The 24,164-nt window shown below is 37.0% G+C and carries 25 protein-coding genes; 11 read left to right on the forward strand and 14 right to left on the reverse strand.

Annotated elements, in window-relative coordinates:
* Nucleotides 1-162: 162 nt before the first annotated feature.
* The 3 genes from IM793_RS11355 to glmM all read right to left on the reverse strand — a co-directional run bounded on the left by IM793_RS11355 (nt 163) and on the right by glmM (nt 3,651).
* Entirely contained in the window at nt 163-366 is a 204-nt protein-coding gene (locus tag IM793_RS11355; protein WP_193421381.1) for a hypothetical protein, read from the reverse strand.
* Between the two features lie 621 nt (nt 367-987).
* Nucleotides 988-2,136, reverse strand: coding sequence for a cysteine desulfurase family protein (locus tag IM793_RS11360; protein WP_193421383.1), 1,149 nt, complete (start codon nt 2,134-2,136; stop codon nt 988-990).
* Nucleotides 2,137-2,265: 129 nt separating this feature from the next.
* Entirely contained in the window at nt 2,266-3,651 is a 1,386-nt protein-coding gene (gene glmM / locus IM793_RS11365; protein ID WP_193421385.1) for a phosphoglucosamine mutase, read from the reverse strand.
* A gap of 374 nt (nt 3,652-4,025) precedes the next feature.
* On the opposite strand from glmM, the gene IM793_RS11370 reads away from it, so the two are divergent.
* The 6 genes from IM793_RS11370 (at nt 4,026) to IM793_RS11395 (ending at nt 8,249) form a co-directional block, all read left to right on the forward strand.
* On the forward strand, nt 4,026-4,757 hold the full coding sequence (locus tag IM793_RS11370) for a bifunctional 2-polyprenyl-6-hydroxyphenol methylase/3-demethylubiquinol 3-O-methyltransferase UbiG (protein ID WP_193421387.1): 732 nt from the start codon (nt 4,026-4,028) through the stop codon (nt 4,755-4,757).
* Nucleotides 4,754-5,317: a phosphatase PAP2 family protein gene (locus tag IM793_RS11375; RefSeq protein WP_193421389.1), complete on the forward strand. Its 564-nt coding sequence runs from the start codon at nt 4,754-4,756 to the stop codon at nt 5,315-5,317. Before IM793_RS11370 ends, IM793_RS11375 begins: the two co-directional genes overlap by 4 nt.
* Before the next feature lie 3 nt (nt 5,318-5,320).
* Nucleotides 5,321-6,037: a ZIP family metal transporter gene (locus tag IM793_RS11380; RefSeq protein WP_132404171.1), complete on the forward strand. Its 717-nt coding sequence runs from the start codon at nt 5,321-5,323 to the stop codon at nt 6,035-6,037.
* A 154-nt stretch (nt 6,038-6,191) separates the two neighbouring features.
* Nucleotides 6,192-6,785, forward strand: coding sequence for a Uma2 family endonuclease (locus IM793_RS11385; RefSeq protein WP_193421392.1), 594 nt, complete (start codon nt 6,192-6,194; stop codon nt 6,783-6,785).
* Between the two features lie 145 nt (nt 6,786-6,930).
* Nucleotides 6,931-7,524 carry a Uma2 family endonuclease gene (locus IM793_RS11390; protein ID WP_193421394.1) on the forward strand — a complete coding sequence of 198 codons (594 nt, stop codon included), beginning with the start codon at nt 6,931-6,933 and terminating at the stop codon, nt 7,522-7,524.
* 131 nt (nt 7,525-7,655) lie between these two features.
* Nucleotides 7,656-8,249, forward strand: coding sequence for a Uma2 family endonuclease (locus IM793_RS11395; protein WP_193421396.1), 594 nt, complete (start codon nt 7,656-7,658; stop codon nt 8,247-8,249).
* A 93-nt stretch (nt 8,250-8,342) separates the two neighbouring features.
* Here the strand turns inward: IM793_RS11395 and IM793_RS11400 are convergent, their stop codons facing one another.
* The 8 genes from IM793_RS11400 to IM793_RS11435 form a co-directional block, all read right to left on the reverse strand.
* Entirely contained in the window at nt 8,343-8,489 is a 147-nt protein-coding gene (locus IM793_RS11400) for a DUF5522 domain-containing protein (RefSeq protein WP_193421398.1), read from the reverse strand.
* A gap of 128 nt (nt 8,490-8,617) precedes the next feature.
* Nucleotides 8,618-9,562 carry an exonuclease gene (locus tag IM793_RS11405; protein WP_193421400.1) on the reverse strand — a complete coding sequence of 315 codons (945 nt, stop codon included), beginning with the start codon at nt 9,560-9,562 and terminating at the stop codon, nt 8,618-8,620.
* Nucleotides 9,563-9,605: 43 nt separating this feature from the next.
* Nucleotides 9,606-10,223: a dephospho-CoA kinase gene (gene coaE / locus IM793_RS11410; protein WP_193421402.1), complete on the reverse strand. Its 618-nt coding sequence runs from the start codon at nt 10,221-10,223 to the stop codon at nt 9,606-9,608.
* Nucleotides 10,223-11,170 (reverse strand): YbbR-like domain-containing protein, encoded by a 948-nt coding sequence (locus tag IM793_RS11415; protein WP_227256218.1) that lies wholly within the window; start codon nt 11,168-11,170, stop codon nt 10,223-10,225. The genes coaE and IM793_RS11415 overlap by 1 nt, the downstream gene beginning before the upstream one ends.
* Before the next feature lie 122 nt (nt 11,171-11,292).
* Nucleotides 11,293-11,616 (reverse strand): preprotein translocase subunit YajC, encoded by a 324-nt coding sequence (yajC, locus tag IM793_RS11420; RefSeq protein ID WP_193421404.1) that lies wholly within the window; start codon nt 11,614-11,616, stop codon nt 11,293-11,295.
* Nucleotides 11,617-11,682: 66 nt separating this feature from the next.
* On the reverse strand, nt 11,683-12,141 hold the full coding sequence (locus IM793_RS11425) for a DUF1573 domain-containing protein (protein ID WP_193421405.1): 459 nt from the start codon (nt 12,139-12,141) through the stop codon (nt 11,683-11,685).
* Nucleotides 12,142-12,143: 2 nt separating this feature from the next.
* A complete protein-coding gene (gene nusB, locus IM793_RS11430) occupies nt 12,144-13,094 on the reverse strand; it encodes a transcription antitermination factor NusB (protein WP_193421407.1) in 951 nt (316 codons plus the stop codon).
* Nucleotides 13,095-13,144: 50 nt separating this feature from the next.
* Nucleotides 13,145-14,233, reverse strand: a complete 1,089-nt coding sequence (locus IM793_RS11435; RefSeq protein WP_193421410.1) for a Glu/Leu/Phe/Val dehydrogenase — start codon at nt 14,231-14,233, stop codon at nt 13,145-13,147.
* Between the two features lie 442 nt (nt 14,234-14,675).
* Between IM793_RS11435 and IM793_RS11440 the strand changes: the two genes are divergently transcribed.
* Nucleotides 14,676-16,466: an ABC transporter ATP-binding protein gene (locus tag IM793_RS11440; protein ID WP_193421412.1), complete on the forward strand. Its 1,791-nt coding sequence runs from the start codon at nt 14,676-14,678 to the stop codon at nt 16,464-16,466.
* A 79-nt stretch (nt 16,467-16,545) separates the two neighbouring features.
* Nucleotides 16,546-16,869, forward strand: coding sequence for a DUF3276 family protein (locus tag IM793_RS11445; RefSeq protein WP_029275977.1), 324 nt, complete (start codon nt 16,546-16,548; stop codon nt 16,867-16,869).
* Nucleotides 16,870-16,944: 75 nt separating this feature from the next.
* Here the strand turns inward: IM793_RS11445 and IM793_RS11450 are convergent, their stop codons facing one another.
* Nucleotides 16,945-17,409 carry a hypothetical protein gene (locus IM793_RS11450; protein ID WP_121286815.1) on the reverse strand — a complete coding sequence of 155 codons (465 nt, stop codon included), beginning with the start codon at nt 17,407-17,409 and terminating at the stop codon, nt 16,945-16,947.
* 200 nt (nt 17,410-17,609) lie between these two features.
* Between IM793_RS11450 and ychF the strand changes: the two genes are divergently transcribed.
* Entirely contained in the window at nt 17,610-18,710 is a 1,101-nt protein-coding gene (gene ychF, locus IM793_RS11455) for a redox-regulated ATPase YchF (protein WP_193421414.1), read from the forward strand.
* Between the two features lie 627 nt (nt 18,711-19,337).
* A complete protein-coding gene (locus IM793_RS11460) occupies nt 19,338-19,580 on the forward strand; it encodes a hypothetical protein (protein WP_193421416.1) in 243 nt (80 codons plus the stop codon).
* Nucleotides 19,581-20,053: 473 nt separating this feature from the next.
* Here the strand turns inward: IM793_RS11460 and IM793_RS11465 are convergent, their stop codons facing one another.
* Nucleotides 20,054-20,668: an HAD hydrolase-like protein gene (locus IM793_RS11465; RefSeq protein ID WP_193421418.1), complete on the reverse strand. Its 615-nt coding sequence runs from the start codon at nt 20,666-20,668 to the stop codon at nt 20,054-20,056.
* A 9-nt stretch (nt 20,669-20,677) separates the two neighbouring features.
* Entirely contained in the window at nt 20,678-22,054 is a 1,377-nt protein-coding gene (mgtE, locus tag IM793_RS11470; RefSeq protein WP_193421420.1) for a magnesium transporter, read from the reverse strand.
* 911 nt (nt 22,055-22,965) lie between these two features.
* On the opposite strand from mgtE, the gene IM793_RS11475 reads away from it, so the two are divergent.
* Entirely contained in the window at nt 22,966-24,045 is a 1,080-nt protein-coding gene (locus tag IM793_RS11475; protein WP_193421422.1) for an RICIN domain-containing protein, read from the forward strand.
* Nucleotides 24,046-24,164: the final 119 nt, after the last annotated feature.

A 24,164-nucleotide genomic window follows, 5' to 3' on the forward strand; every position in this document is an offset into this window, starting at 1 on the left:
CTAGGTTCTAATAATAACGATTGTCATCTCAACTGGAATAGTGAAATTGATAGACTGTCAAGGCAGATTTCTCGACTACGTTGCACCCGTAGCTATCGGGTCCGCTCGAATGATGATGCGGGTGGAATTTCGCTACCAATTACGGCGTCTCGTGTTAAGATTTTACAACATTGCTCCAGGCAATTTTCCCATTTCATGGATGCATCCGAAAGAATGAAATTTTCTTTTGTGGATTTTATTAAAATGGTTTGAAGATTCGAAAGAAAACGGATTGAAGATAAATTTGTAAATGTGTTTTCTTTTTTCGTTTAATTTTTCTTCCAATTTTGCATTTTCCAGATTTTGAGTGTTGTTGTTCTTTTCCATGACGATATAGGTTATTGAAAACCTGGTGGGTTTTCAGGGTTAACAATTTTAATACTTAATAAAAGCTTTTTTAAAATTTGCTTAACCTTATACCATTGGGGTTCTGATAAGGTTTCGTTCTGGAACTACATTAAAATGGCGTGGATTGCCTTATGTTTAATTAAATTTAAGCTTAATTTTTGAGTTTTGCAAATTATTTTTTGGGAGTTAAATATTATTGCGCTAAAAATCTAAAGGGCATTTTTTAGAAATCAGCCCCAGTGGCATTTAGGTAGATATAGTCCTGCTCTTTACTTTACTCCGCTCCGTGTTCGTTCCGATCAGGTTTAAGTGTCACAGCCTGCAATGCTATTTAGGTTTGCAGGGCGCAGCGAATTTGTTTTTAAAATGAATTCTTCTGTTGCTTCATACAACCTTAAATAGCAGCAACATCTTAATGGAGTTAAACCTGATTGAAGCGGATACCGGCCAAGTGCTTAAGGCCTGCAGGCGTATAAGCGTAAAGCAGGACGAACATTAAATGAATTACTGCACATGCTTTTCAGAAAAAAATGATTAATGGTTTGCCCACAAAAAAAGTCCCGATTTTCACCGGGACGCTCCTATTTGGTTAATGATATTTTAAGCTAAAGCATTCTGCTTCACTACCATTTTAACTTTTTCGATTACGTAATCCAAATCCTCTTTAGTGGTATATTTACTAAATGAAAAACGCACTGATGGACGGTTTGGATCGGCATTGATACCATTTAGCACATGCGAGCCTATATTTGAACCTGAAGAACATGCACTACCGCCTGAAGCGCAGATACCATTGATATCCAAATTGAACAATAACATATCGGCCATGTCCATTTCAGGGAAAGAAACATTTAGTACTGTATATAAACTTTTATCGGCATCGGTTTCGCCATTAAAGCCAATACCTGGGATTTCGGCAATTAATTGTGTTTTTAGATAATCTTTTAAGCCCTGAATGTATAATTGATGCTGATCCATTTCTGCATAAGCAATTTCTAAGGCTTTAGCTAAACCCACAATACCATATACATTTTCGGTACCGCCACGCATATTGCGCTCTTGTGAACCGCCGTAAATCATTGGTGGGATTTTAATATTGCTGTTTACGTATAAAAAACCAACGCCTTTAGGTCCGTGAAGTTTATGTGCAGCACACACAATAAAATGTGCTTTAAGCTCGCGTACATTGTGTGGATAATGGCCCATAGTCTGAACGGTATCGGCATGGTAAATAGCATTGTATTTCTCGCAGATATCGCCAACTTTAACCATATCGGTTAGTGTACCCAATTCGTTATTGGCATGCATCAATGAAACGAAAGTACGCTCGTTATTTTGAAGCAGTTCTTCTAAATGGTTATAATCGATATTTCCTTTTTCACCAATATTAACGAAACTTAATTTATCGATCTCGCCATTTTTAAGCATCGTATTTAAGGTATGCTCAACAGCATGGTGCTCTATTTTTGAAGTTATAGCATGTTTAATGCCATAAGCTGAAATTCCGCAACGGATAGCTGTATTATCGGCCTCTGTGCCTCCGGAAGTAAAAAATATCTCAGACGGAGATGCATTTAACAGACCTGAAACGGTTTTACGGGCTTTCTCCACGAGTGTTCTCACCTCACGGCCAAGTGCATGAATGGCAGATGGGTTACCAAAGTAATTTTCCATCACATTTGTCATTTCTGCGATTACTGCTGCATCTAAAGGCGTTGTGGCCGCATTATCTAAATAGACCCTTTTCATTTCTATGAATATTTAAAAGTTTTTGTTGCAAAGATGCCTTGTTAAGGGCAAGCTCTGATTTAAATGCCCAAGGTTTAATCATTATATTAAACCCTGAACAGGTATGCTTGATCCTGAAACCTTAAAAGATTAAAGGTGTAATATTTCTTTAATGTCAGAAATAATTTTGTTAGCCAAATTCTCGGCAATGGTTTCATTTTCTGCCTCACTGTAAATCCTGATGATCGGTTCCGTATTAGAGCGGCGCAAATGTACCCAGGTTTTATCAAATTCTATCTTCAAACCATCAATAGTGCTGTAAGGCTGATTTTTATATTTCTCTTCTACCTGTTTCAATAAATTATCGATATCCATTTCTGGCGTAAGGGTAATCTTATTTTTAGAGATGTAGTATTGAGGATAGCTGGCCCGAAGTACAGAAATAGATTTACCAAACTTAGCCAAATGTGTTAAAAATAAAGCAATACCCACCAAAGCATCTCTACCATAATGCGATTCAGGATAAATGATTCCACCATTACCTTCACCACCGATTATGGCATTCGTCTCTTTCATTTTGTTAACTACGTTTACCTCACCTACTGCCGATGCATTGTATTCAGCACCTGCTTTTTCGGTTACATCGCGTAAAGCACGGGTTGATGAAAGATTGGAAACTGTGTTTCCAGGTGTGTTTTTCAATACATAATCGGCAACAGCAACTAAAGTATATTCTTCGCCAAACATGCTGCCATCTTCGTTTACAAAACATAAACGATCAACATCAGGGTCTACTACAATACCTAAATTTGCGTTCTGTTTTTGAACTTCTTTCGATATTTCAGTTAAGTTTTCAGGAAGTGGTTCAGGATTGTGCGGAAAATATCCGTCTGGTGTACAATATAATTCTACTACCTTATTCACTCCCAAAGCTTTTAATAAAGCAGGAATAAAAATACCGCCGGTTGAATTTACACAATCGATTACTATTTTAAAATCAGCTTTTTTAATTGCCTCAACATCAACCAATGGTAAGGCTAAAACTTTATCGATGTGTTTTTGAAGATAAGTATCGTTTTTTATTACTTTACCTAGTTTATCTACCTCAGCGAAGTCAAAATCAGCACTTTCTGCTAAATCTAAAACTTCTTTGCCATCTGCATCGCTAATAAATTCTCCACTGGCATTTAATAATTTTAAGGCATTCCATTGTTTTGGGTTATGGCTTGCGGTTAAAATGATTCCACCTCCTGCTTTTTCATCAGGCACCGCAACTTCTACCGTTGGCGTAGTAGATAAACCTAAATCGATTACCTCAATACCCAGGCCTTGTAGCGTTCCAATAACCAGATTATTCACCATCTCACCCGAAATACGTGCATCGCGACCTAAAACTATTCTTTTATTGCCTGTTTTTTGTATCACCCAGCTACCGAAGGCAGCCGTAAATTTAACAATATCAAATGGCGTTAAGCCGTCTCCGGCCCTTCCACCGATGGTTCCCCGTATTCCTGAAATCGATTTTATTAAAGTCACTGTATATAATTTGATGAGGCTCAAAAATAAGAAAAAAAACAAGATAGCTGCTATTTTACCCAGCTTCTGCAAGTTAATTTACATTGTTTTTATATCTATAAACACCATGTAATTAGTAGAGATAAGCTTCAATATCAAAATCAAAGATATGTTCTATTTTGAGTTCTTATTAAAAAACAGGCATCCTATCAACCGGCGTATTAAAACCTTAATAATTTATTACATCAGGTACATCTGCGATTCAATCTCCGCAAAGCACAACCACTGGCTTATTAATTTCTATGCAATAATGTTGCATAAAACACCACTCGAAACTTTACTAGCGATTGTAAAACCTTATATTTGCATCTTTTTAAGATACAAACGGCTTTTATATGCAGCGCAAGTGGTTTCAATATTGGTTTAATTCGCCATATTATCATATTCTTTACCAACAACGAAATGATGCTGAAGCCGAATTCTTCATTGATAAACTCACGGATTACCTTCATCCAAAAGCCGATGCTAAAATGCTCGATATTGCCTGCGGAAAAGGCCGGCATTCTATTTACCTGAATAAAAAAGGCTTTGATGTTACGGGGATAGATTTATCAGAACAAAGCATAAAATATGCCAGGCAATTTGAAAACAGCAAATTACACTTCCTTGTTCACGATATGCGGAGGCTTTTTTACATCAATTATTTTGATGTAGCTTTAAACCTGTTTACCAGTTTTGGTTATTTTGATACAGAAAAAGACCACGTAAATGCGCTTAAAACTTTTCGTAAATGTTTAACCGCCGATGGGATTTTGGTGCTGGATTATTTTAACACTGAAAAGATTATCCGCAATTTAAATTCCTGTGAAACAAAATCATTAGATGGCATCACTTTTCACATCACCAAAAACATTATCGATGGGAAAATTATTAAAAAGATAAATTTCGAAGACAAGCAAAAAGTGTATCATTTCGAAGAGCGGGTACAGGCATTTAGCTTTGAAGATTTTGAACGGATGTTGAGCAAAGCGGGGATGGTTATCAAAAAAACATTTGGCAATTATGACTTAGCTGATTTTGACGAAAACAGCTCAGACCGATTAATTTTAATCTGTAAAAAAGCATGATAGAAAGCATACAGCAATTTGACGTAGAATTGTTTTTGAAAATCCACCGCGGACTTTCAAACAGCTTTTTTGATTGGCTGATGCCTTTAATGCGCAACCGCTTTTTCTGGTCGCCACTTTACCTTTTTATTGTTGTTTTTTGCATTAAGCAATACAAAAAACAAGGCTATTATATCATTGGAATGGTGCTGTTCACTTTTGCCATGGGTGATTTAATTGCCTCCAGGGTTGTAAAACCCTGGGTATCACGTGTGAGACCTTGCAATGATTTAAGCTTAGCTAACGACATTATCCATCGCGTACCCTGTGGAAGCGGCTTGAGTTTCCCATCGGCTCACGCTACCAATCATTTTGCTATAGCTGTTTTTTTAATCTGCATTTTTTACAGCAGATGGAAACCTATTTTACCTATTGGCCTACTTTGGGCATTTATTATCAGTTTTGCTCAGGTATATGTTGGCGTTCATTACCCTGTCGATGTAACAACCGGCGCCTTATTAGGAATCACAATTGGCATGATTTGTTCGAAAATATTTAAAAAATTACAACCTGATTTTTAACCTATGGAAATCTGGAAACTTTGCGTACTCTTTTTCTGTGCCTTTTTAGGCGGAACGGCTATCTTTTTGGTTAAAAGTGATAAATCTAAATTACTTAAACTGATTTTATCTTTCAGTGGCGCCTATTTATTTGCCATTACAGTTTTACATTTAATTCCAGATGCCTACAGCGGGCCTGACAAAACTGAAATTGGTATATTCATACTGATTGGTTTCCTTTTGCAGATCTTCTTAGAGCAATTTTCAGAAGGTGTAGAACATGGCCATATCCATAAACATCATGACGGGCATGTTTTCCCTTTCGGGATTATGATCAGTTTGTGTTTACATGCCTTTTTAGAAGGGATGCCCTTGGCAAAAGAGCAACATAATGAATTGATTTTCGGGATTTCGCTACACCATATCCCTGCAGCGTTTGCATTAGCGAGTATATTAATGCAAAACCATTATAAGAAAGGTAGCATTGTATTTTACCTGATTGTTTTTGCGATTATGGCACCCCTTGGCTTTTATGTAAGCGTTGGCTTAAGTAACGGTACTATTGGTGGCCTTGATGCTTATTTCAATAAAATTATGGGCATTGTAATTGGCATTTTCTTACACATTTCTACCACCATTTTATTCGAATCGAGTGCCGATCATAAAATCAATACCCGCAAAATGATTGCCGTTTTATTGGGCATTGGTGTAGCATTGATTGGTTTCTTTGCCGGACACTAGTTCGGCTGGCGGTTTGCAGTTGGCAGTTTCCGATTAGACTATTTGTCAATTAACCGATTTGAACAGTTAATCAATTGACCAAGGAAATATTCGTGTTAAACGTTTAATCGTTTATACATTTAGCCTTTATAAAAAAACATCTGTAAATTCGTATATGGATGAGATTGTAAATGAACCTGTTGTGGCCTATCAAAAAAGGCACTATACTGTTGAAGAATACCTGGAGATGGAAAAGGTATCAACAGAAAAACATGAATATTTCCAGGGAGAGATATTTACAATGTCTGGTGCTGGCGATAACCACAATGAGATTTTCAGCAACGTTTTTATAGAAATAGGCAACAAACTTAAAGGCAAGCCATGCAGACCCTATGGAAGTGATAAACGGATGAATATTCCCGAGAATACATTATTCACTTACCCCGATATTTCGATTTATTGCAATGGTTTAACGCATAGCGATGTTGACGAAGACACCTCAATTTTACCAACTGTAATCATCGAAATCCATTCACCTTCAACCAAAAATTATGATAAAGGCAAGAAGTTTAATCTCTATAAAGATATTCCTTCGTTAAAAGAATACATTATGATCGATTCGCAATCTATTTTGGTTGAAGCTTATTACATTGATCATGAGCAAAATTGGGTACTCAATAAACATGAAGAACTTACTGATGTGCTAAGTTTTGTTTCGATGGGGTTCGATGTAGCGCTAAGCGATATCTATTATTATGTTACCTTTTGAAATCGGAGATCTTAACTTTATTTATTTTAACTGTTAAAGCGAAAACTCAAAAGCTTGTGAAATAACTAGTTAACACAATATCCGTGTTAAACGTTTAATCGTTTATATATTTAACCTTTTCAAAAAAACATCTGTAAATTCGTATATGGATGAGATTGTAAATGAACCTGTTGTAGCCTATCAAAAAAGGCATTACACTGTTGAAGAATACCTGGAGATGGAAAAAGCATCAACAGAAAAGCATGAATATTTTCTGGGAGAGATATTCGCCATGTCTGGTGCTGGCTTTAACCATAATCTTATCTTTTCAAATGTTTTCGGGGTTCTTGCTCATAAACTAAAAGGATCTAAATGTATTCCGTTTGGCAGCGATATGAGAATGAATGTTCCAGAAAATATGCTATTTACTTATCCTGATATTTCCATTTATTGCAACGAAATTAAACATTTAAATGAAGATGAAGACACTATTTTGCAGCCAACTGTCATCATCGAAATCCTTTCGCCTTCGACAAAAAACTATGATAGGGGCAAAAAATTCACACTTTATAAAGATATTCCTTCGCTAAAAGAATACATCATGATCGATTCAGAATCGGTCTCGGTGGAGGCTTATTATATCGATGAAGAAAAGAATTGGGCGCTCAATCAACAGAAAGAGCTTTCTGAGGCATTAACCTTTGTTTCGATGGGGTTCGATGTAGCGCTAAGCGATATTTATTATTATGTTACCTTTTGAAATCGGAGATCTTAACTCTATTTGTTTTAATTATTAAAGCGCAACCCGAACACCTGTTAAAACAAAAGCCGTTTTAAACGTTTAATCGTTTATTTATTATATGTTCAATTATAATTCAGGTAAATTAGTATATGGAAAATATTGTAGATGAACCAGCAGTAGCCTATCAAAAAAGGCATTATACTGTTGAAGAATATCTAGAGATGGAAAAAGAAGCGACAGTTAAACATGAATATTACCAAGGTGAGATATTTGCGATGTCTGGAGCCGGAGATAATCATAATTGGCTGTTTTCTAATATTTTTTTAGCAGTTGGCGGCAAATTAAAAGGGAAGTCATGCCACATTTTTGGAAGTGATAAGCGGATGAACATTCCCGAGAATAGTTTATTCACCTATCCGGATATCTCTATCTATTGTAACGATATAAAACATATTGATATTGATGAAGACACCTCAATTTTACCAACAGTAATCATCGAAATCCTTTCACCTTCGACAAAAAACTATGATAGGGGCAAAAAATTTAACCTTTATAAAGATATTCCTTCGTTAAAAGAATACATTATGATCGATTCAGAATCGGTCTCGGTAGAGGCTTATTATATCGATGAAGAAAAGAATTGGGTGCTCAATCAACAGAAAGAGCTTTCTGAGGCATTAACCTTTGTTTCGATGGGATTCGATATAGCTTTAAGCGATATTTATGATCATTGTTCGCTTTAATAAAAAGTAATATCCAAACCTGACTTTTGGTTCAAAGCTAAATACTATTGCAATTACAAACTGTAAATTGAGAACTGTAAATTGCTAACTGAATCACTTCTTTTCCTTCTTCTTGCCATAAGCCCAAGGGCAGTGTTTACACTTATTTTTACAGCAATAACCACGTTTTAAATGGTAGGTTTCAGTAAAAACCATCAGTCCATCTTCGTTAAAGTAAAAATCTTCGCCTTCTTTTAACATAATTATTGAATGACAGCATCTTGAATGAGTGAATTATAATGATTGAATATTAAATGAGGGAAGGTTTTTAATCGTTTTTCTTTATCGCCACATTCAATCAGCCTCTAACTCTATCATTCAATCAATTTTTAACCATTGAGTATTTTAACTTCCAGTTTATTTTTAAAATAATCTTTGAGCTGTTTACCATCACCATGTAAAGTCCATACTTGTTTTGGTTTAACTTTTTCTATGGCTTCTAAAATTGCATCCCAATCGGCATGATCAGAAATATAAAGTGAAATCCCGTTTTGTTGTTGCAGGTTCTTCCATCCGGAGGCAAAGGCACGTACCACATTTATTGCCTTATGGTAACTGTGAAAAACCATCGGCGGGACAATATAGACCTGATGTTCCTGATTATTTTTCATCACCTTTCTATCGTACATTTTGTAATTCCCTACTTTTATACCATAGTCCTCATATATTTTAACAAAAGGCATAATACTGTGGTGAACCATAACATTCTTCGTGGGGCAATACTCATTTAGCAATTGTATTATCCGCTGGCTTTTGCCCAATGCATAAGAACCAAGCATAATATTCGCGCTGGTTTCATTCAGTTTTTTAATTTCATCTACTGGTGAGGGGTGTTTGGTTTCCGGATTAGCAAAAGTACTTTCTGTAATTAAAACATCTGCTTCTACAAATTCAAAAGGCTCACAGGTATTGTCAGGTTCAATTTTATAATCACCTGTATAAAGATACTTTACCCCCTTGTATTCCATTAAAACCTGTGCAGAGCCCAAAATATGTCCGGCAGAATAAAAAGTAATGGTAACTTCTTTTATTTTGAAGGATTCATGATAACTTTTGGTAAAAAAATCAACTGCGGCAAATTTGCGGTAACGGTGTTTCATAAAAGTTGCAGTAGCAGCCGTGCAGTAAACATGCTGGCTTCCACCAATGGCATGGTCGCCATGCGCATGTGAAACCACAGCTTCATTTACCGGTTGTTGTGGATCGAGGTAAAAATCGCCGTAAACACAGTATAAACCCGTTGGCGTAATGGCAATGAAATCTTCTAAAATCATTTATAAAGGTGAATAGAATTTAAGGATGTATGATTTAAGTTGATTAAGCCCTGGTATTCTTAAATTCTTTGGCTGATTTAAGGAATTCCTGGTGTAACGCTAAAACCTGCTCAATTATTGATTGTTGTTCATCATTAGCAATGAAATGATTTGCCATTTTCGATTTTTCTTCGTCGCTTAATTGTTTGTCCATACGGGCTTTAACCTGTTCTGCTGAAACACCGTCGCGTTGCATTACCCTTTTCAATTTAATTTCATAGGGTGCAGTAACCAGGATAGTAGTATCGCACATCTTATAAGAACCACTTTCGAAAAGCAAGGCAGCCTCTTTAAGTGTATAAGGTGTATTTGACGGTATGGTTTCTTCCCAGGCATCAAATGCCCTAAAAACAGCCGGATGAACTAATGCATTTAATTTTGCCAACGCTTCTTCGTTATTAAAAACAATGCCGGCAATATGTTTGTTGTTCAGTTTTCCATCTTCAAAATAACTTTCATTTCCGAAAGCAGATTTGATTCCTGCAACCAATAAAACATCTTTACACATGATTTCCTTAGCAACAGTATCCGCGTAAAACACCGGAATCCCCAATACTTCAAAAACCTTGCAAGCCGTTGTTTTACCACTGCCTATACCACCTGTTATACCTACTTTATACATTATTTTTCTACAATGAAATCTATTTTTGAAGGGCTTACGCTTACCAACTTACAATAATCTGGAAATTCGGTTATCTTTACCGTAAAGCGGCGATGCCCTAAATTTTGCCATTCATCAACATCAATAGTTGCGGTAATAAAACTTTCATCAACCTGATCATAATTGCTTAAAGCCACTAAAAAGGTAACTTTAACTTTTTTGGGATAAAGTTTAATGCTGTTATAACTTCGGTTATTGGTAATTTTTAAAGGTACCTCGATGGTTTTTTCAGTAAATTCGTCTACAGGAACTTTAACCTCTACAGAAGATGGGTAGATGCTAACATTTTTGTGGATACTGTGCTGTAAGGCTACCCTGGTTGTACTGCTGCTCTGTATTTTATCCTGTTTGAGCGTATCAGTTGGCCAAAATTCTATTTTTGAAAGTTCTTCCAGCGGGCCAGCCACCTTAACATATTTTGGGTTAAGGATAATCTCACTCGAAATGCCATATTGTTTTTCGAAACTGAGTTTATCGATCAGTTTTACCGGAACTTTTTTAACTACACGTTTAGTAAAATCGAAATAAAGGGTATCGGGCTTAACAGAAATTACTTTCTGTGTACTTTCTAACTGTCTGTTTATATTAAAAAGCTGATCGGAAAAAACGACAAAATCTTTGGTATTCAGCTGACTCAGACTAACAGAAACAGAAGGTGGACTGATCCTTAAACGGGCAAACAGGAGCTGCCAGCCTGTACCTTCTACCTGTAAATCTATAGTATCTGATTGTAAAGGGTAAAATGCTCTTTTTGTTGGGGTATTTTTAAAAACCAATACAGTTTTCGCTACATAAATATACTTGTTATTTAATGCCATAAAAAGCCATGCAGCTATAGCCAGCAGCAAGCAGGCCAATAAGCTAAATACACGTCTTTTTTCAATCTTCGTTAAACTGATGAAGGGCATAATAAATTAAATATTAACTGTAAGCTGGAAAAACTCTATCCAAAATGCATTTAATCAAATGTAGTAAAACAAAAACAGTCCCGAAAGTTTTCGGGACTGCTCAAATTTTTTATTATTTTTTATTAAGCTTTAGGTGCAACCGGAGTTACTGTTGCTTTTGTTGCATCTAAAGAAACTGCTGATTTATCGAAACGGATTTTTACACCACCTTCAACCTCGATTAAAAAAGTTGTGTCATTCATATCGGCTATACGGCCGTGAATACCTGCTGTAGTTACAATTTTATCACCTTTTTTCAGCTCACTGATTAATTTTTTATGGTCTTTGGCTTTTTTAAGCTGAGGACGGATCATAAAAAAGTAGAATACCAGTGCAATCGCTCCAAACATGATTAATTGTCTTGGATCAAATCCTCCTGCTGCCTGTAAAATTACTGTTGATGTCATTTTTTATTTTTTTTGTTTTTATGAATTTTGGTCCTTATGGATGATGCCATAAACAATTGAACCCATTTATTTTTTAGCAAGCACCTCTCCCACTAAATGAACCGTGGTTACCGTTGGGTTTGCATTTGAAGTGATGGTTACGACCTTATCTTGCATGCCCATTTTGCCTTCGCTATTGAAAACCACACTAATTACACCTTCTTTACCTGGTAAAATAGGTTCGCCTGGTACCTGCGGAATAGTACAGCCACAAGTTGCCGTTGCATTTGAAACGATGAGTGGGCTTTTGCCTGTATTTTTAAATTTGAAATCGTGCTTAACTTTTTCACCTTGTGTTATTTTACTGAAATCGAAAATATCGCGTTCGAAAACAATAACAGGTGCATCTGCTGGAGCAACTTTAGCTGTTTTTGAGGTATCGTTGCCAACTGAAACAGCTGAAGCAGTTTCGTTGGTTTGATTATTTGCATTACGGCATGCTACAAAAGAAAGTGCAGCAATAGCCAGAATAAATGTTCTTTTCATTTTTAATCTTCGATTAATCCGCGGCCAATCTTTTTAATGGTGTTATTTTTCTTAAGATCGCCTAAAATTTTGTCTAAAATACCGTTAATAAACGAATTACTCTTCGGTGTACTGTAATCTTTTGACAACTCTAAATATTCGTTAATGGTTACTTTAACCGGAATAGATGGGAAATTTAGCAGCTCGCAAATGGCCATTTTCATCAAAATTGTATCCATTAATGCAATACGTTCTGATTCCCAGTTTTTGGTTCTATCGGCAATCATTTCCTGATATTTTGCATCGTTCTGCAAAGTATGTACAAAAAGATCCTGAACAAATTTGCTGTCTTCAACCCAATCGGCACTAATTTCGGTCAATTTATTTTTGAATGGATCATCGGATGTAAAGTTTTTCAGGGTTTTGGCAACCATACCTTTCATCACTTCGTGATCTACCTGCCAGTTGATAAACTTCTCTTCGAAAACCTGAATAATAGCCTGGTTTTTTAAGATGATTTTACGGAAAATGTATTTGATGATATCTTTTGATGACTCTAAACTTTCGTTTGGATCGGCAAGATAATCGGCATATTCTTTTGATGCTTTTAAAGAATTGTAAACGGTTTTACGGATTTCCGGATCGAAACCCCAATCTACCTTGTATTTTTTAATTGCAGAAACATACTCTGGATTTTGCTGCATTAAAACGCTAAACTTATTGTGTAGCAATTTCATGTTAGGATTAATATCCTCTGCAGTTTTAATGAATTTGTTTGCGCGTTCTGCCGCGTCGTTAGCAGTAAATTCGGTAACTTCTACCATTAAAGATAACATCCAGATGTACATTTCGTACACGCTATCGATGCTCTGCATTAAAGTTTTCAAATCACCTTTAATGTCTTTTTTGTCTGCCATGTGCCATGCAAAAATATTTTGCAAAGCTTTGATTCTTAAGTGCCTTCTGTTTAACATGAATGTAAGAACGAGTGTGGTTTTTTAAAACCTGTTTTAATAATTATGATTTAATATGACGATTTAATTTTTTTAACATCTGCAATCCGTTTCTCGGCAATCTGGTTTGCGGCAATATTTGTTGATATGTTTTCGGTTTTACTTAATTTAATTACACTGCGTGTAGCATCGTAAATATTCTCTGTAAGCTGTACGGTACGTTTTTTACCAAAACCAGTTAACTCCGAATAGCAGGAAATTAATCCGCCAGCATTAATCAGGTAATCAGGTGCAAATAAAATCCCCTTCTTCAAAAGCAGTTCGCTATCTAAAACCTCATCTTTTAACTGGTTGTTTGCTGAACCTGCAATAATTGCAAATTTCATTTTTTCGATGGTTTTGTTGTTAACGGTAGCACCCATTGCACATGGGGCATAAACATCGGCATCAGTGGTAAAAATTTTATCGGCCTCGATCGGTTTCGCTTTATATTTACGGGCAACATAAGTTAATTGTTCCTGGTTAATATCGCTGATCAAAACTTCGGCATTTTCTTTTCTTAACAGGGCAACCAGGTGCTCACCAACATTTCCGATACCTTGTACTACAATGGTTCTACCAGCAAGCATATCTGTACCGAATACCTCTTTAACACTGGCTTTAATACCTAAATAAACACCTTGAGCAGTAAAAGGAGCCGGATTCCCTGCCCCACCGATTGACTCAGGAACGCCAGTAACATAATTGGTTTCCATACGGATATATTCCATATCGCGTGTATTGGTTCCCATTTCTTCTGCGGTAATAAATTCGCCATTTAGGTTTTTAATAAACCTACCATAGCTACGCATTAAAGTTTCTGTTTTGTCTTTCCTGGAATCGCCAATAATTACGCCTTTTCCGCCGCCCAGGTTTAAACCTGTTATCGCTGCCTTGTAAGTCATTCCGCGCGATAATCGCAGCGCATCTTGTAATGCTTCGCCTTCGGTGCTATAGCTCCACATGCGTGTTCCGCCCAATGCAGGTCCCAATGTGGTATCGTGTATAGCGATAATTGCTCTTAAACCTGTATCTGGATCATTACAGAAAACCAATTTTTTGTGTCCATAGACACTTAATTGATCTAAAATTGATGAATCTGACGGAGAATTTGCTGGCATATTAACGTTCGGCTAACCTGCTGCAAAATTAAAATAAAAAACCATTATTACATGTATTTAACGAAACTATAACAAAATTAATTCGGACAGGATTAAATAAACAAGGTTATTAGTTTAAAAAAAGTATTATTTTGGAGAAAAATGTACTCCATCTCACCTGAAGAACCACCGGCTTATGTTAAATAAACCTGATAAAGCGGAAAGCCTACAGCGCAGCGAGGACTTGAAGCGATAGCAGGACTTACATAACCCAAAAACACCGAACCTTGCTTTTCAAAATAATCATTGACCACCTAAGCCACCTGAGAACAGCTTAGTTATACTACATATTCCATCCCACATCTCCCCTTTTACATCCGAAAGTGTCATTAATTTTTAAAGCTTAGGCCCGAATAGATAAATATGTATTATGAAATAACAAAATTAGCTAAGTTTGTACAACATGAAACACCTGAGCCGATTAAACAAATACTTCCTCAAATACAAATGGTGGATTATACCCGGAAGCATTTTCGTGGTGATTTCTAATATTTTTGGTGTAGTGCCAGCCCAGGTGATTGGCTATGCAGTTGATCTGATTGACGAAAACATTCAGATATTTAATCTCTTTTATGGTTTCGATCGGCAGGCCATAATTTACGACATATTTAGCAGTAACCTTTTATTTTTTGGGTTGCTGGTTATTGCACTTTATTTATTGCGTGGGCTATTTCTGTTTTTTATGCGCCAAACCATTATTTTAATGTCGCGGCATATAGAGTTTGATATGAAAAACGATATCTACCAACATTATCAGGAGTTGAGCCTTGGTTTTTACCGCCGGAATAACACCGGAGACTTAATGAACCGGGCAACAGAAGATGTTAACCGGGTAAGGATGTATGTTGGTCCGGCGATTATGTACACCATTAATACCTTCGTTTTATCGGTGCTCATTATCTGGTCGATGTTTGATGTTAATTCCAAACTTGCCATTTATTGCCTTTTGCCCCTTCCTTTTCTTGTGGTGATTATCTATTATGTGAATACGCTAATTTTTAAAAAAAGCGGGAAGATCCAGGAACGTTTATCAGATCTTTCGAGCTTTGTACAGGAGCGTTTTTCGGGGATCAGGATCATTAAATCATATGTTCGCGAAGATTATACCCGAAACATGTTCGAAATCCAAAGCAATGATTATAAGAGAGACTCGATGAACCTGGTTAAAGTATCGGCTTTGTTTTACCCTACCATGCTCTTATTAATTGGGTTGAGTACGATTTTAACCATATATATTGGTGGGATCCAGGTAATGAATGGCAGCATTACTGCAGGGAATATTGCCGAATTTATCATTTATATTAACCAGTTAACTTTTCCGGTAACCATGCTGGGCTGGGTTACTTCTTTAATCCAGCGGGCTGCTGCGTCACAACAAAGGATAAATGAGTTTTTAGATATCCCATCCGACATTCAATCAAAAGAAAATAAAGAAATTGAGCTAAAGGGTAATATCAAATTCGATAACGTGAGTTTTATTTATCCGGATACGGGCATTGAGGCCTTGAAAGATGTAAGTTTTGAAATCAATAGCGGCGAATTTGTAGCCATTATCGGCAAAACAGGGTCAGGAAAATCGACATTAGCAAATCTGATTATGCGGATGTATGATGTAGAAAATGGCAGGATAGACATCGATGGAAAGAATATAAAAGCACTAAATCTCAAAGATTACCGAAGCCAGATTGGCTTTGTACCGCAAGAGGTTTTCCTCTTTTCAGACACCATAAAAAATAATATAGCCTTTGGTTTAGACCAGGTTACTGATGAAGAAGTGCATGATGCGGCTAAAAACGCTTCGGTTTATACGAACATTATTGATTTTGAAGAAAAATTCGAAACCATGTTGGGTGAACGGGGAATAACACTCTCAGGAGGACAAAAACAACGTGTTTCTATTGCAAGAGCATTGATTAAATCGCCTAAAATTTTAGTCTTCGATGATTGTCTTTCGGCGGTTGATACTAAAACCGAGGAAGAAATACTACAAAACCTTGGTAAAATCATGGCTGGAAAAACCAGTATTTTAATTGCCCATAGGATTTCGACCATAAAAAATGCAGATAAGATTCTGGTACTTGATGACGGGAAAATCATCGAACAAGGCACACACAATGAATTACTTAAGCTAAACGGCAGTTATAGGGAGCTTTATAATAACCAACTTTTGGAGGAGGAAACGCGTACGATTTAAATTGTATTAAAATTGTATTTTGAACTTTAAATATTTGCTTTATATTTACCGAAACCAAAAACCAACATCAATACCAACCATGGGAGAATTCGACAACAAGGAAAGAGAAGAAGTTTTTTCAAAGAAAGTAAGAGCAGGTAAGAGAACTTATTTCTTCGACGTGAAGGCTACTAGATCGGGTGATTATTATTTAACAGTTACCGAGAGCAAGAAAAGATTAGAAGACGGTGTGTTTGTAAAACATAAAATCTTTTTATACAAAGAAGATTTCGAAAAATTTGCAGAAGGACTAAACGAAACGGTTGATTACATCAAAACTCACCAGGATGTGGTTGAAAAACGATATGAATACTCTGAAAATGGAGAACATAGCACTAAAGCAAGCGACGATTTTACTTTTTAAGTAACTATAATTTCAATAGAAAGCCTACTGATTTTCAAAATCAGTAGGCTTTTTTTTATCTGTATAATTTATTGTTTATTTTATACCTACACTACTTACGGCTACAGCGAGAATTAACAGAAAATAACTCACCAGTAACACAATGGTAAGTATGCCCCAAAATTTAAAAAGCGATTTTGCATTTGCAATGGCATCGTTTAAATTTTCCTGATCGCCAAACAGCACACCTTGTTTGCCCTTGGCTGAAAAACGTAACAACAATAAACTTGGGTAAAAAAAGAGGAGCGCCAGCAAAAGGTAAAATATGGTAATGCCCGTTGCGCCGATACTGGCCAATGGCCCTAATTGATTGAGCATAGCCGGATTAGCTGTTATTGCTGCCCCTATTCCAAATGAACTTAAGGTTAAAAATGCAGAGACAACAAAACCTACAACCGATAAAAACCTTGCCCATTTACTCATATCGTAAAAATAGCTCCGCATTTCTTCGGTAACAACCAATTTTACTTCCTGAGGCACTTCATTTTCAAAATCTTCCATTTATCTCTGTCTATTTTGGGCTAAACTTAGATAAAATATAGATTTGATACAATAGCAAGGGTTTAAATAAAGGTTTTAAAACCTTATCTTTGCGCGGTTTTAGCGGAGATTTAATACGAAAAATGTAAGATGGATGATGTGATGGATAAAGCGATTACCGACTAAAGACTGTGGACTAAAGACTTAAAGACTAATAAATAATGGCATTACAATGTGGTATAGTTGGTTTACCAAATGTTGGAAAATCGACTCTTTTTAACTGTTTATCAAATGCAAAAGCGCAGGCAGCAAACTTTCCCTTTTGTACTATTGAGCCCAATGTTGGCGTAATTACAGTACCTGATGACAGATTAACCAAGCTGGCCGAGTTGGTTAAACCAAACAAAGTGCAACCAAATACAATCGAGATTGTAGATATTGCAGGTTTGGTAAAAGGTGCATCGAAAGGTGAAGGCCTGGGAAACCAGTTTTTAGGAAATATCCGTGCTACCAATGCAATTATTCACGTTTTACGTTGTTTTGATGACGGAAATGTAATTCATGTGGATGGTTCTGTTGATCCGATCCGCGATCGTGAAATTATTGATACTGAGCTGCAGCTTAAAGACTTGGATACCGTTGATAAACGTATTCAAAAAGTTGAAAAGATGGCTAAAACAGGTGGCGATAAAGATGCGAAACGTACTTATGAAATTTTAACAGTAGTTAAAGCGCATTTAGAAGCTGGCAAATCTATCCGTACGGCACCATTGACTCAAGATGATTTCGATTTTATTGAAGATTTAGGTCTGCTTACTCAAAAACCGGTCATGTATGTGTGTAATGTTGATGAAGCATCGGTAATTAACGGCAATAAATATGTTGATCTGGTTAAAGCAAACGTTGCTGATGAAAATGCTGAGGTTTTGGTGATCTCTGCTAAAATTGAATCGGAAATTGCTGAACTGGATAGCTACGAAGAGCGTCAGGAATTCTTAGCTGATTTAGGTTTAACTGAATCTGGCGTAAATAAATTAATCCGCGCGGCTTATAAATTATTAAATCTTTACACCTACTTTACTGCTGGTGTACAAGAGGTTCGCGCCTGGACCATTACAAAAGGCTTTACAGCGCCTCAAGCTGCTGGTGTAATCCACACAGATTTTGAAAAAGGATTTATCCGCGCCGAGGTAATTAAATACAACGATTTCGTAACCTTAGGTTCTGAAAACGCTTGTAAAGATGCGGGTAAATTGGGTGTTGAAGGAAAAACCTATGTTGTGGAAGATGGCGACATCATGCACTTCAGGTTTAATGTTTAGCCCCTAAATCCCCTAAAGGGGACTTTGAAAAGCATAGCCATTCGAAAGAGTGGCTTTTTTTGTTTTGAGATGTTTTGTCATGAGGCACAGAATCTATTAATTAGAGTTTACAACTTTCATAGCACAGTTGCACAGAAAGTTGTCAACTCTTCAATTATTATAAGTGATCTTTACCACAGAGACTAGGAAAACACGGAAAATGCGATGCTAAGCTGTTAGGCGCGATTGGCAGCGTTACAGGAATTAACCGCAGATGCACAATAATAAACACAGATGGATTAATGTTTTATTCAGAGTTGACAACTTTAATGGCAAGGCGACACAGAAATTTGTCAACTCTTCAAGTATTATAAGTGATCTTGCCACGGGGACTCGGAAAACACGGAAGATGCTAAGCTGTTAGGCGCGATTGGCAGCGTTACAGGAATTAACCGAAGATGCACACGGATAAATACAGATGCATTAATGTTTTATTCAGAGTTGCCAACTTTAATGGCAAGGCGACACAGAAATTTGTCAACTCTTCAAGTATCATAGGTGATCTTTGCCACGGAGACTCGGAAACACGGAAGATGCTATGCTGTTAGGCGCGATTAGCAGCATTACAGGAATTAACCACAGATGCACATGGATAAACACAGATGGATTAATGTTTTATTCAGAGTTGCCAACTTTAATAGCACAGTTGCACAGAAAGTCGTCAACTCTTCAATCATCATAAGTGATCTTTGCCACGGAGGCTCGGAAAACACGGAAGATGCTAAGCTGTTAGGCGCGATTAGTAGCATTACAGGAATTAACCACAGATGCACACGGATAAACACAGATAATGAAGCGCTGTTTCTTTTTAGCAGTTATTTTGCCATCTAAACCCGATTGACAGTGAAAGCGCCTGATCCTTCATCAGGCCTTGAACAGAAAGCGGGAGGAAACTTTAAAAATAGCTTCTGTAATTGCTTTTCAAATACAAAAAAATATTTTTTGATACGGATGCAAGGAAAGCCATTCAAAGCACCTCACTTTTTCGTGAGTTTGGTGTCAGAATCGAACTGACTACACTGGTTTTGCAGACCAGCACACATCCATTGTGCATACCAAACGGTTAGAAATAAAAAAGCCGCTTATTACATTTGTAACAAGCGGATCTAAATTCTTTTTATATTTTATTAGATAAATAAAGTCAACCCGTTACTTTTTGAGTAACAAAAACACGAGTTCAAACAATATTTTGCTGTTGTATTTTTCACGATGTAAAGATAAATATATTTTTTATTCTTTTTGTAAAGAGTTGACAACTTACAAGCACAGCTGCTTAGAAAGTTGTCAACTCAAAATACTGTTGATTAAACCTCTAAGCCATAAACAGCCAATTGTGCCTTGGTATCTTTGTAATCGATATGATGAATGCCTTTTAAACCTAAACCTTCGGCAACCTGTACAAATAACATCCGGTCATCAATATATAAACTTGTTTCTACATCGCTCTGAGAAATATCAATCGCTACCTTAAAAATATCGGCATCGGGCTTACGGAAATGTACAAAGCTTGATGATACGAAGAAATCGACAAATTCGTTCAGTTTAAAGGTATTGATGCGGTACTGGTTGAGCTCTCGTCCTTCGTTGCTGATTACAGCTACCTTTAGGTTATATTTCTTTTTTAAATCGCAGATCAACTCAATCATTTCCGGATAAGGAAGTGATTTTTTGAACATAAATTCTTTAAAATCATCGTAGGTAAAGTTCCGTTCTTTGAAAAAAACAATACGTTCCAGATATTCATCAAGCGTTAGTTTACCCACCTCATAAGTATCGAAGGTAAGGTGATGGCGTTCTTCAAGATCAACAGAGTCGAGGTTAAAAAGCACCGAAGCTTCTCCCCTTGCATGTCTATCCCAGCCATTAGTTAACAAAACGCCCCCTATATCGGTAAAAAGTGTGGTAATTTTCTTTTGCATGATTTAAATTTAAAGTAAAACGCCTTTTAAAATTAATACAGCTACACTGAAATAGATTACAATTCCAGTCACATCAACCATGGTGGCTACAAATGGTGCTGATGATGTTGCAGGATCGAGTTTCAGTTTTTTCAATATGATTGGCATCATCGAACCAATTAAACTGCCCCACAACACAATGCCAACCAGGGTAAAAAAGATGGTAGCTGCAATTAAAAACCAATGTGGACCATAATTATAGAGATGTAACTGTTGCCAGGTTATAATGCGGATAAAACCAATGGTGCCTAAAATGATGCCCAGCAAGGCTCCTGAAACGAGCTCGCGGCGCATCACCCGCCACCATTCTGCAATGGTTACTTCACCTAAAGCCATGGCCTGGATAATTAATGTTGAAGCCTGAGAACCACTGTTCCCACCGCTACTCATAATCAATGGAATAAAAAGGGATAACACTACTGCCTTTTCGAGTTCGATTTCGAAGTGCTGCATGGCAGTTGCGGTTAACATTTCGCCTAGAAATAGCACGATTAACCAGCCAGCACGTTTTTTAACCAGTTTTAGGATCGGGATATCGAGATAAGGTTCATCCAAAGCCTCGGTACCCCCGATTTTGTGCATATCTTCTGTATACTCTTCGTTGGCAATCCACAAAATATCATCTACCGTAACTATACCTAAAAGAATGTTATTCTCATCTACTACCGGTAAAGCCACACGATTGTTCATCCTGAAGATATTAATTGCATCTTCCTGAGGATCGTTTGCTTTTAAGGCAATAAAACGTTTATCGGTTAATTCACCGATAATAGCTTCAGGATCGGCCAGTAAAACCTCACGAATCCTGATGTCATCCAACAATACCCCATCTTTGTTGATTACATACACTACATCGATGGTTTCGGAGTTTTTACCATAACGTCTGATGTGCGCCAAAACATGTGTAATAGACCATTCTGGTTTTACAGCGATATAATCGGGTGTCATTAAACGGCCGATACTATCTTCTTTGTAGCCTAAAAGTGCGAGCGATTCTTTACGTTCTTCGGGCGGCAAAAGGGTGATCATTTTTTTAACCACATCACCTTTTAATTCACTAAAAAGTGCAGTACGATCATCGGGTGGCAGATCTTTGATGATCTGATTGAGTTTATTGCCGGAAAGTTTTTTTATGATACGTTCCTGCGTAGGAAAATCCAGGATCCTGAATACGTTTACTGCCCTGTTGAGGGATAAGGTTTCGATAAATTTAGCTGCATATTGTGGGAGTTCATCTATCAGTTCTTCAACATCCGAAATATTCAGTTGATCCAGATACTGCTTTAACGCCTTATCATTCTCTTTTTCAAGTAGTTCCTGAATTTCTTCCACAACCATTTCTTCCATACACAGCTATTTAATTTGTTACATGCCTAAACCTTTATTAACGGTTCGCAAAGGTGCATTTTTATTTCCTAAAAAGCCAACCTAAGCATTTAAAAACCGTGAACCGAACAGCCGAATTTAAAAATATGGATGCATAAAGCCAACATACAGGAATGTTTGGGAAATGATTTAATCATTTTTTAACATAAAAGAGATCTCAACGGCAAGAAGTTAATTTTATTAAGCATTTGCAGATTAAAAACAAGCTTTTTTTTTAATGAATTGGTATTGAAATTAAGAAACCCACAGGCTTATTACAGTACAATCAACAGTCCTGATCTATTCAACTCTTCTAAAATTCCCATCAAATATCAACACAGCACATTTTTCATTAGCTTCAGCATATCTGTTCTATTGAAAAATTCAGTTTGTTTTTCTTTACCAGATAAAAAATAAGCGTAAAAAAGAAATTTATAAAAATCTTATTTCGATAAAAAGCTTAAAATAAAGCAATAACAGACAAAATGAAAGAGTTTGCCCCCTAATCTTTATCAGATTACCCCTCACTACGAGCGCCTTTTTATGCTTAATTTGTTTTAACCAAGTATAAAATGACAGATCCTGATATCCAAATTTTCAAATGGATATTACTGGTTATAGGCAATTAAAATTGACATAACCAGTTTTTTTGAAATAACAAAGCTTTTTAACCGATTATGAGAAACTAAATTATGCTACAAAACGCCCAATTATCAATTAGCAAGTGTACCAGCGGCAATCTTCTCTGAATTCTGAAATCAATTAAGATCATTTTAAAGCGTGCAGTCAAAGTAAAAAAGAGGGGCTCAACTAGATGAGTTGCATATGCCCTCTTTAAAATAACCAAACGAACAGATGCATATGCCTGTTCATTCACCTTTTACCTAATTTTTATGAAAACAAAATTTTCTACCTCAGTTCCGTTCAGCATCTTTATGCTTGGAATTCTTTTATTTGCAGGCAGCTGCAGAAAAGCCGAATTACCGAACCCAGACACCATCAAAGATCCGCTTTCGATAAAGGGAAAACTAAGTGCAATACCGCCTAACGAACCCCCTTTATCCGTCACTAACGGTACTTTTTACATTGTGAACCGCAAAAGCGGAAAAGCTCTGGATGTTGGTGGATTTCAGACTGCAGATGGCGCCAATGTTTCCCAGTACGGAGGTACAGGCGGAACAAATCAAAAATGGAGTTTAACACTGCTTTCCGGTGGCTACTATTCGATTACTGGCGTACATAGCTCTAAAGGTTTACAGGTAGATCAGGCAGGAACAGCTGATGGAAACAATGTAAACATAGCTACCTACTCCGGAGCAACAAACCAGCAGTGGCTATTTACATCACTTGGCAACGGCTATTATCGTATTGTAAACAGGAACAGTGGCAAGGATCTTGAAGTTGCCAATCAGTCTATCGATGATGGTGCTAATGTCGACCAATTGAGTTATGGAGGCGGAGAGAACCAGCAATGGTCTTTACTAACGGTTAATGCAACCGGCCAATTGAGTTGGGTACTTAACAGCACCGGAGTACCTGCCGAGGTCGTGACACGCATTACTAATGCCATGAATGATGCCTGTTCGAGGTATAATGCAGGTGCTAACTGGCCATCGCGCACACTTACGGTACAATATAACACAGGTGTACCTACAGCCGACGGCAGTACAAATGGAAATATACGATTCGGTGCGAACACCAGTTACCAGAATGTGCGTACGGCAATGCACGAAATTGCACATACTTATGGGGTTGGTTTGAGCAGCGGATGGACATCAAATACCTCTACAGGCGACTTCCTGGGAACCAATACAACTGCACTGATTAAGATTTATGATGGTCAAAGTGGTTTAGTACATACCGGAGGCGGGCATTTTTGGCCCTACGGCTTAAACTATGACAATGAATGGAGCGAAACAAATGCCTTTAGACATGTAAAATTGGTTTTTGCCATGCGCTCTGACGGGATGTAGCGCAACAGACTACAGATCTTAACCAGACGACCGGCCAGATATCGAGTTTAAATATCTGGCCGGTCTTTGAACAATTAATATCAGGCGGACCCTAAAACCAAGATATAGTTTTTCGCGTT

The organism is Pedobacter sp. MR2016-19, from assembly GCF_014947265.1.
In the GTDB taxonomy this organism is placed as follows: domain Bacteria; phylum Bacteroidota; class Bacteroidia; order Sphingobacteriales; family Sphingobacteriaceae; genus Pedobacter.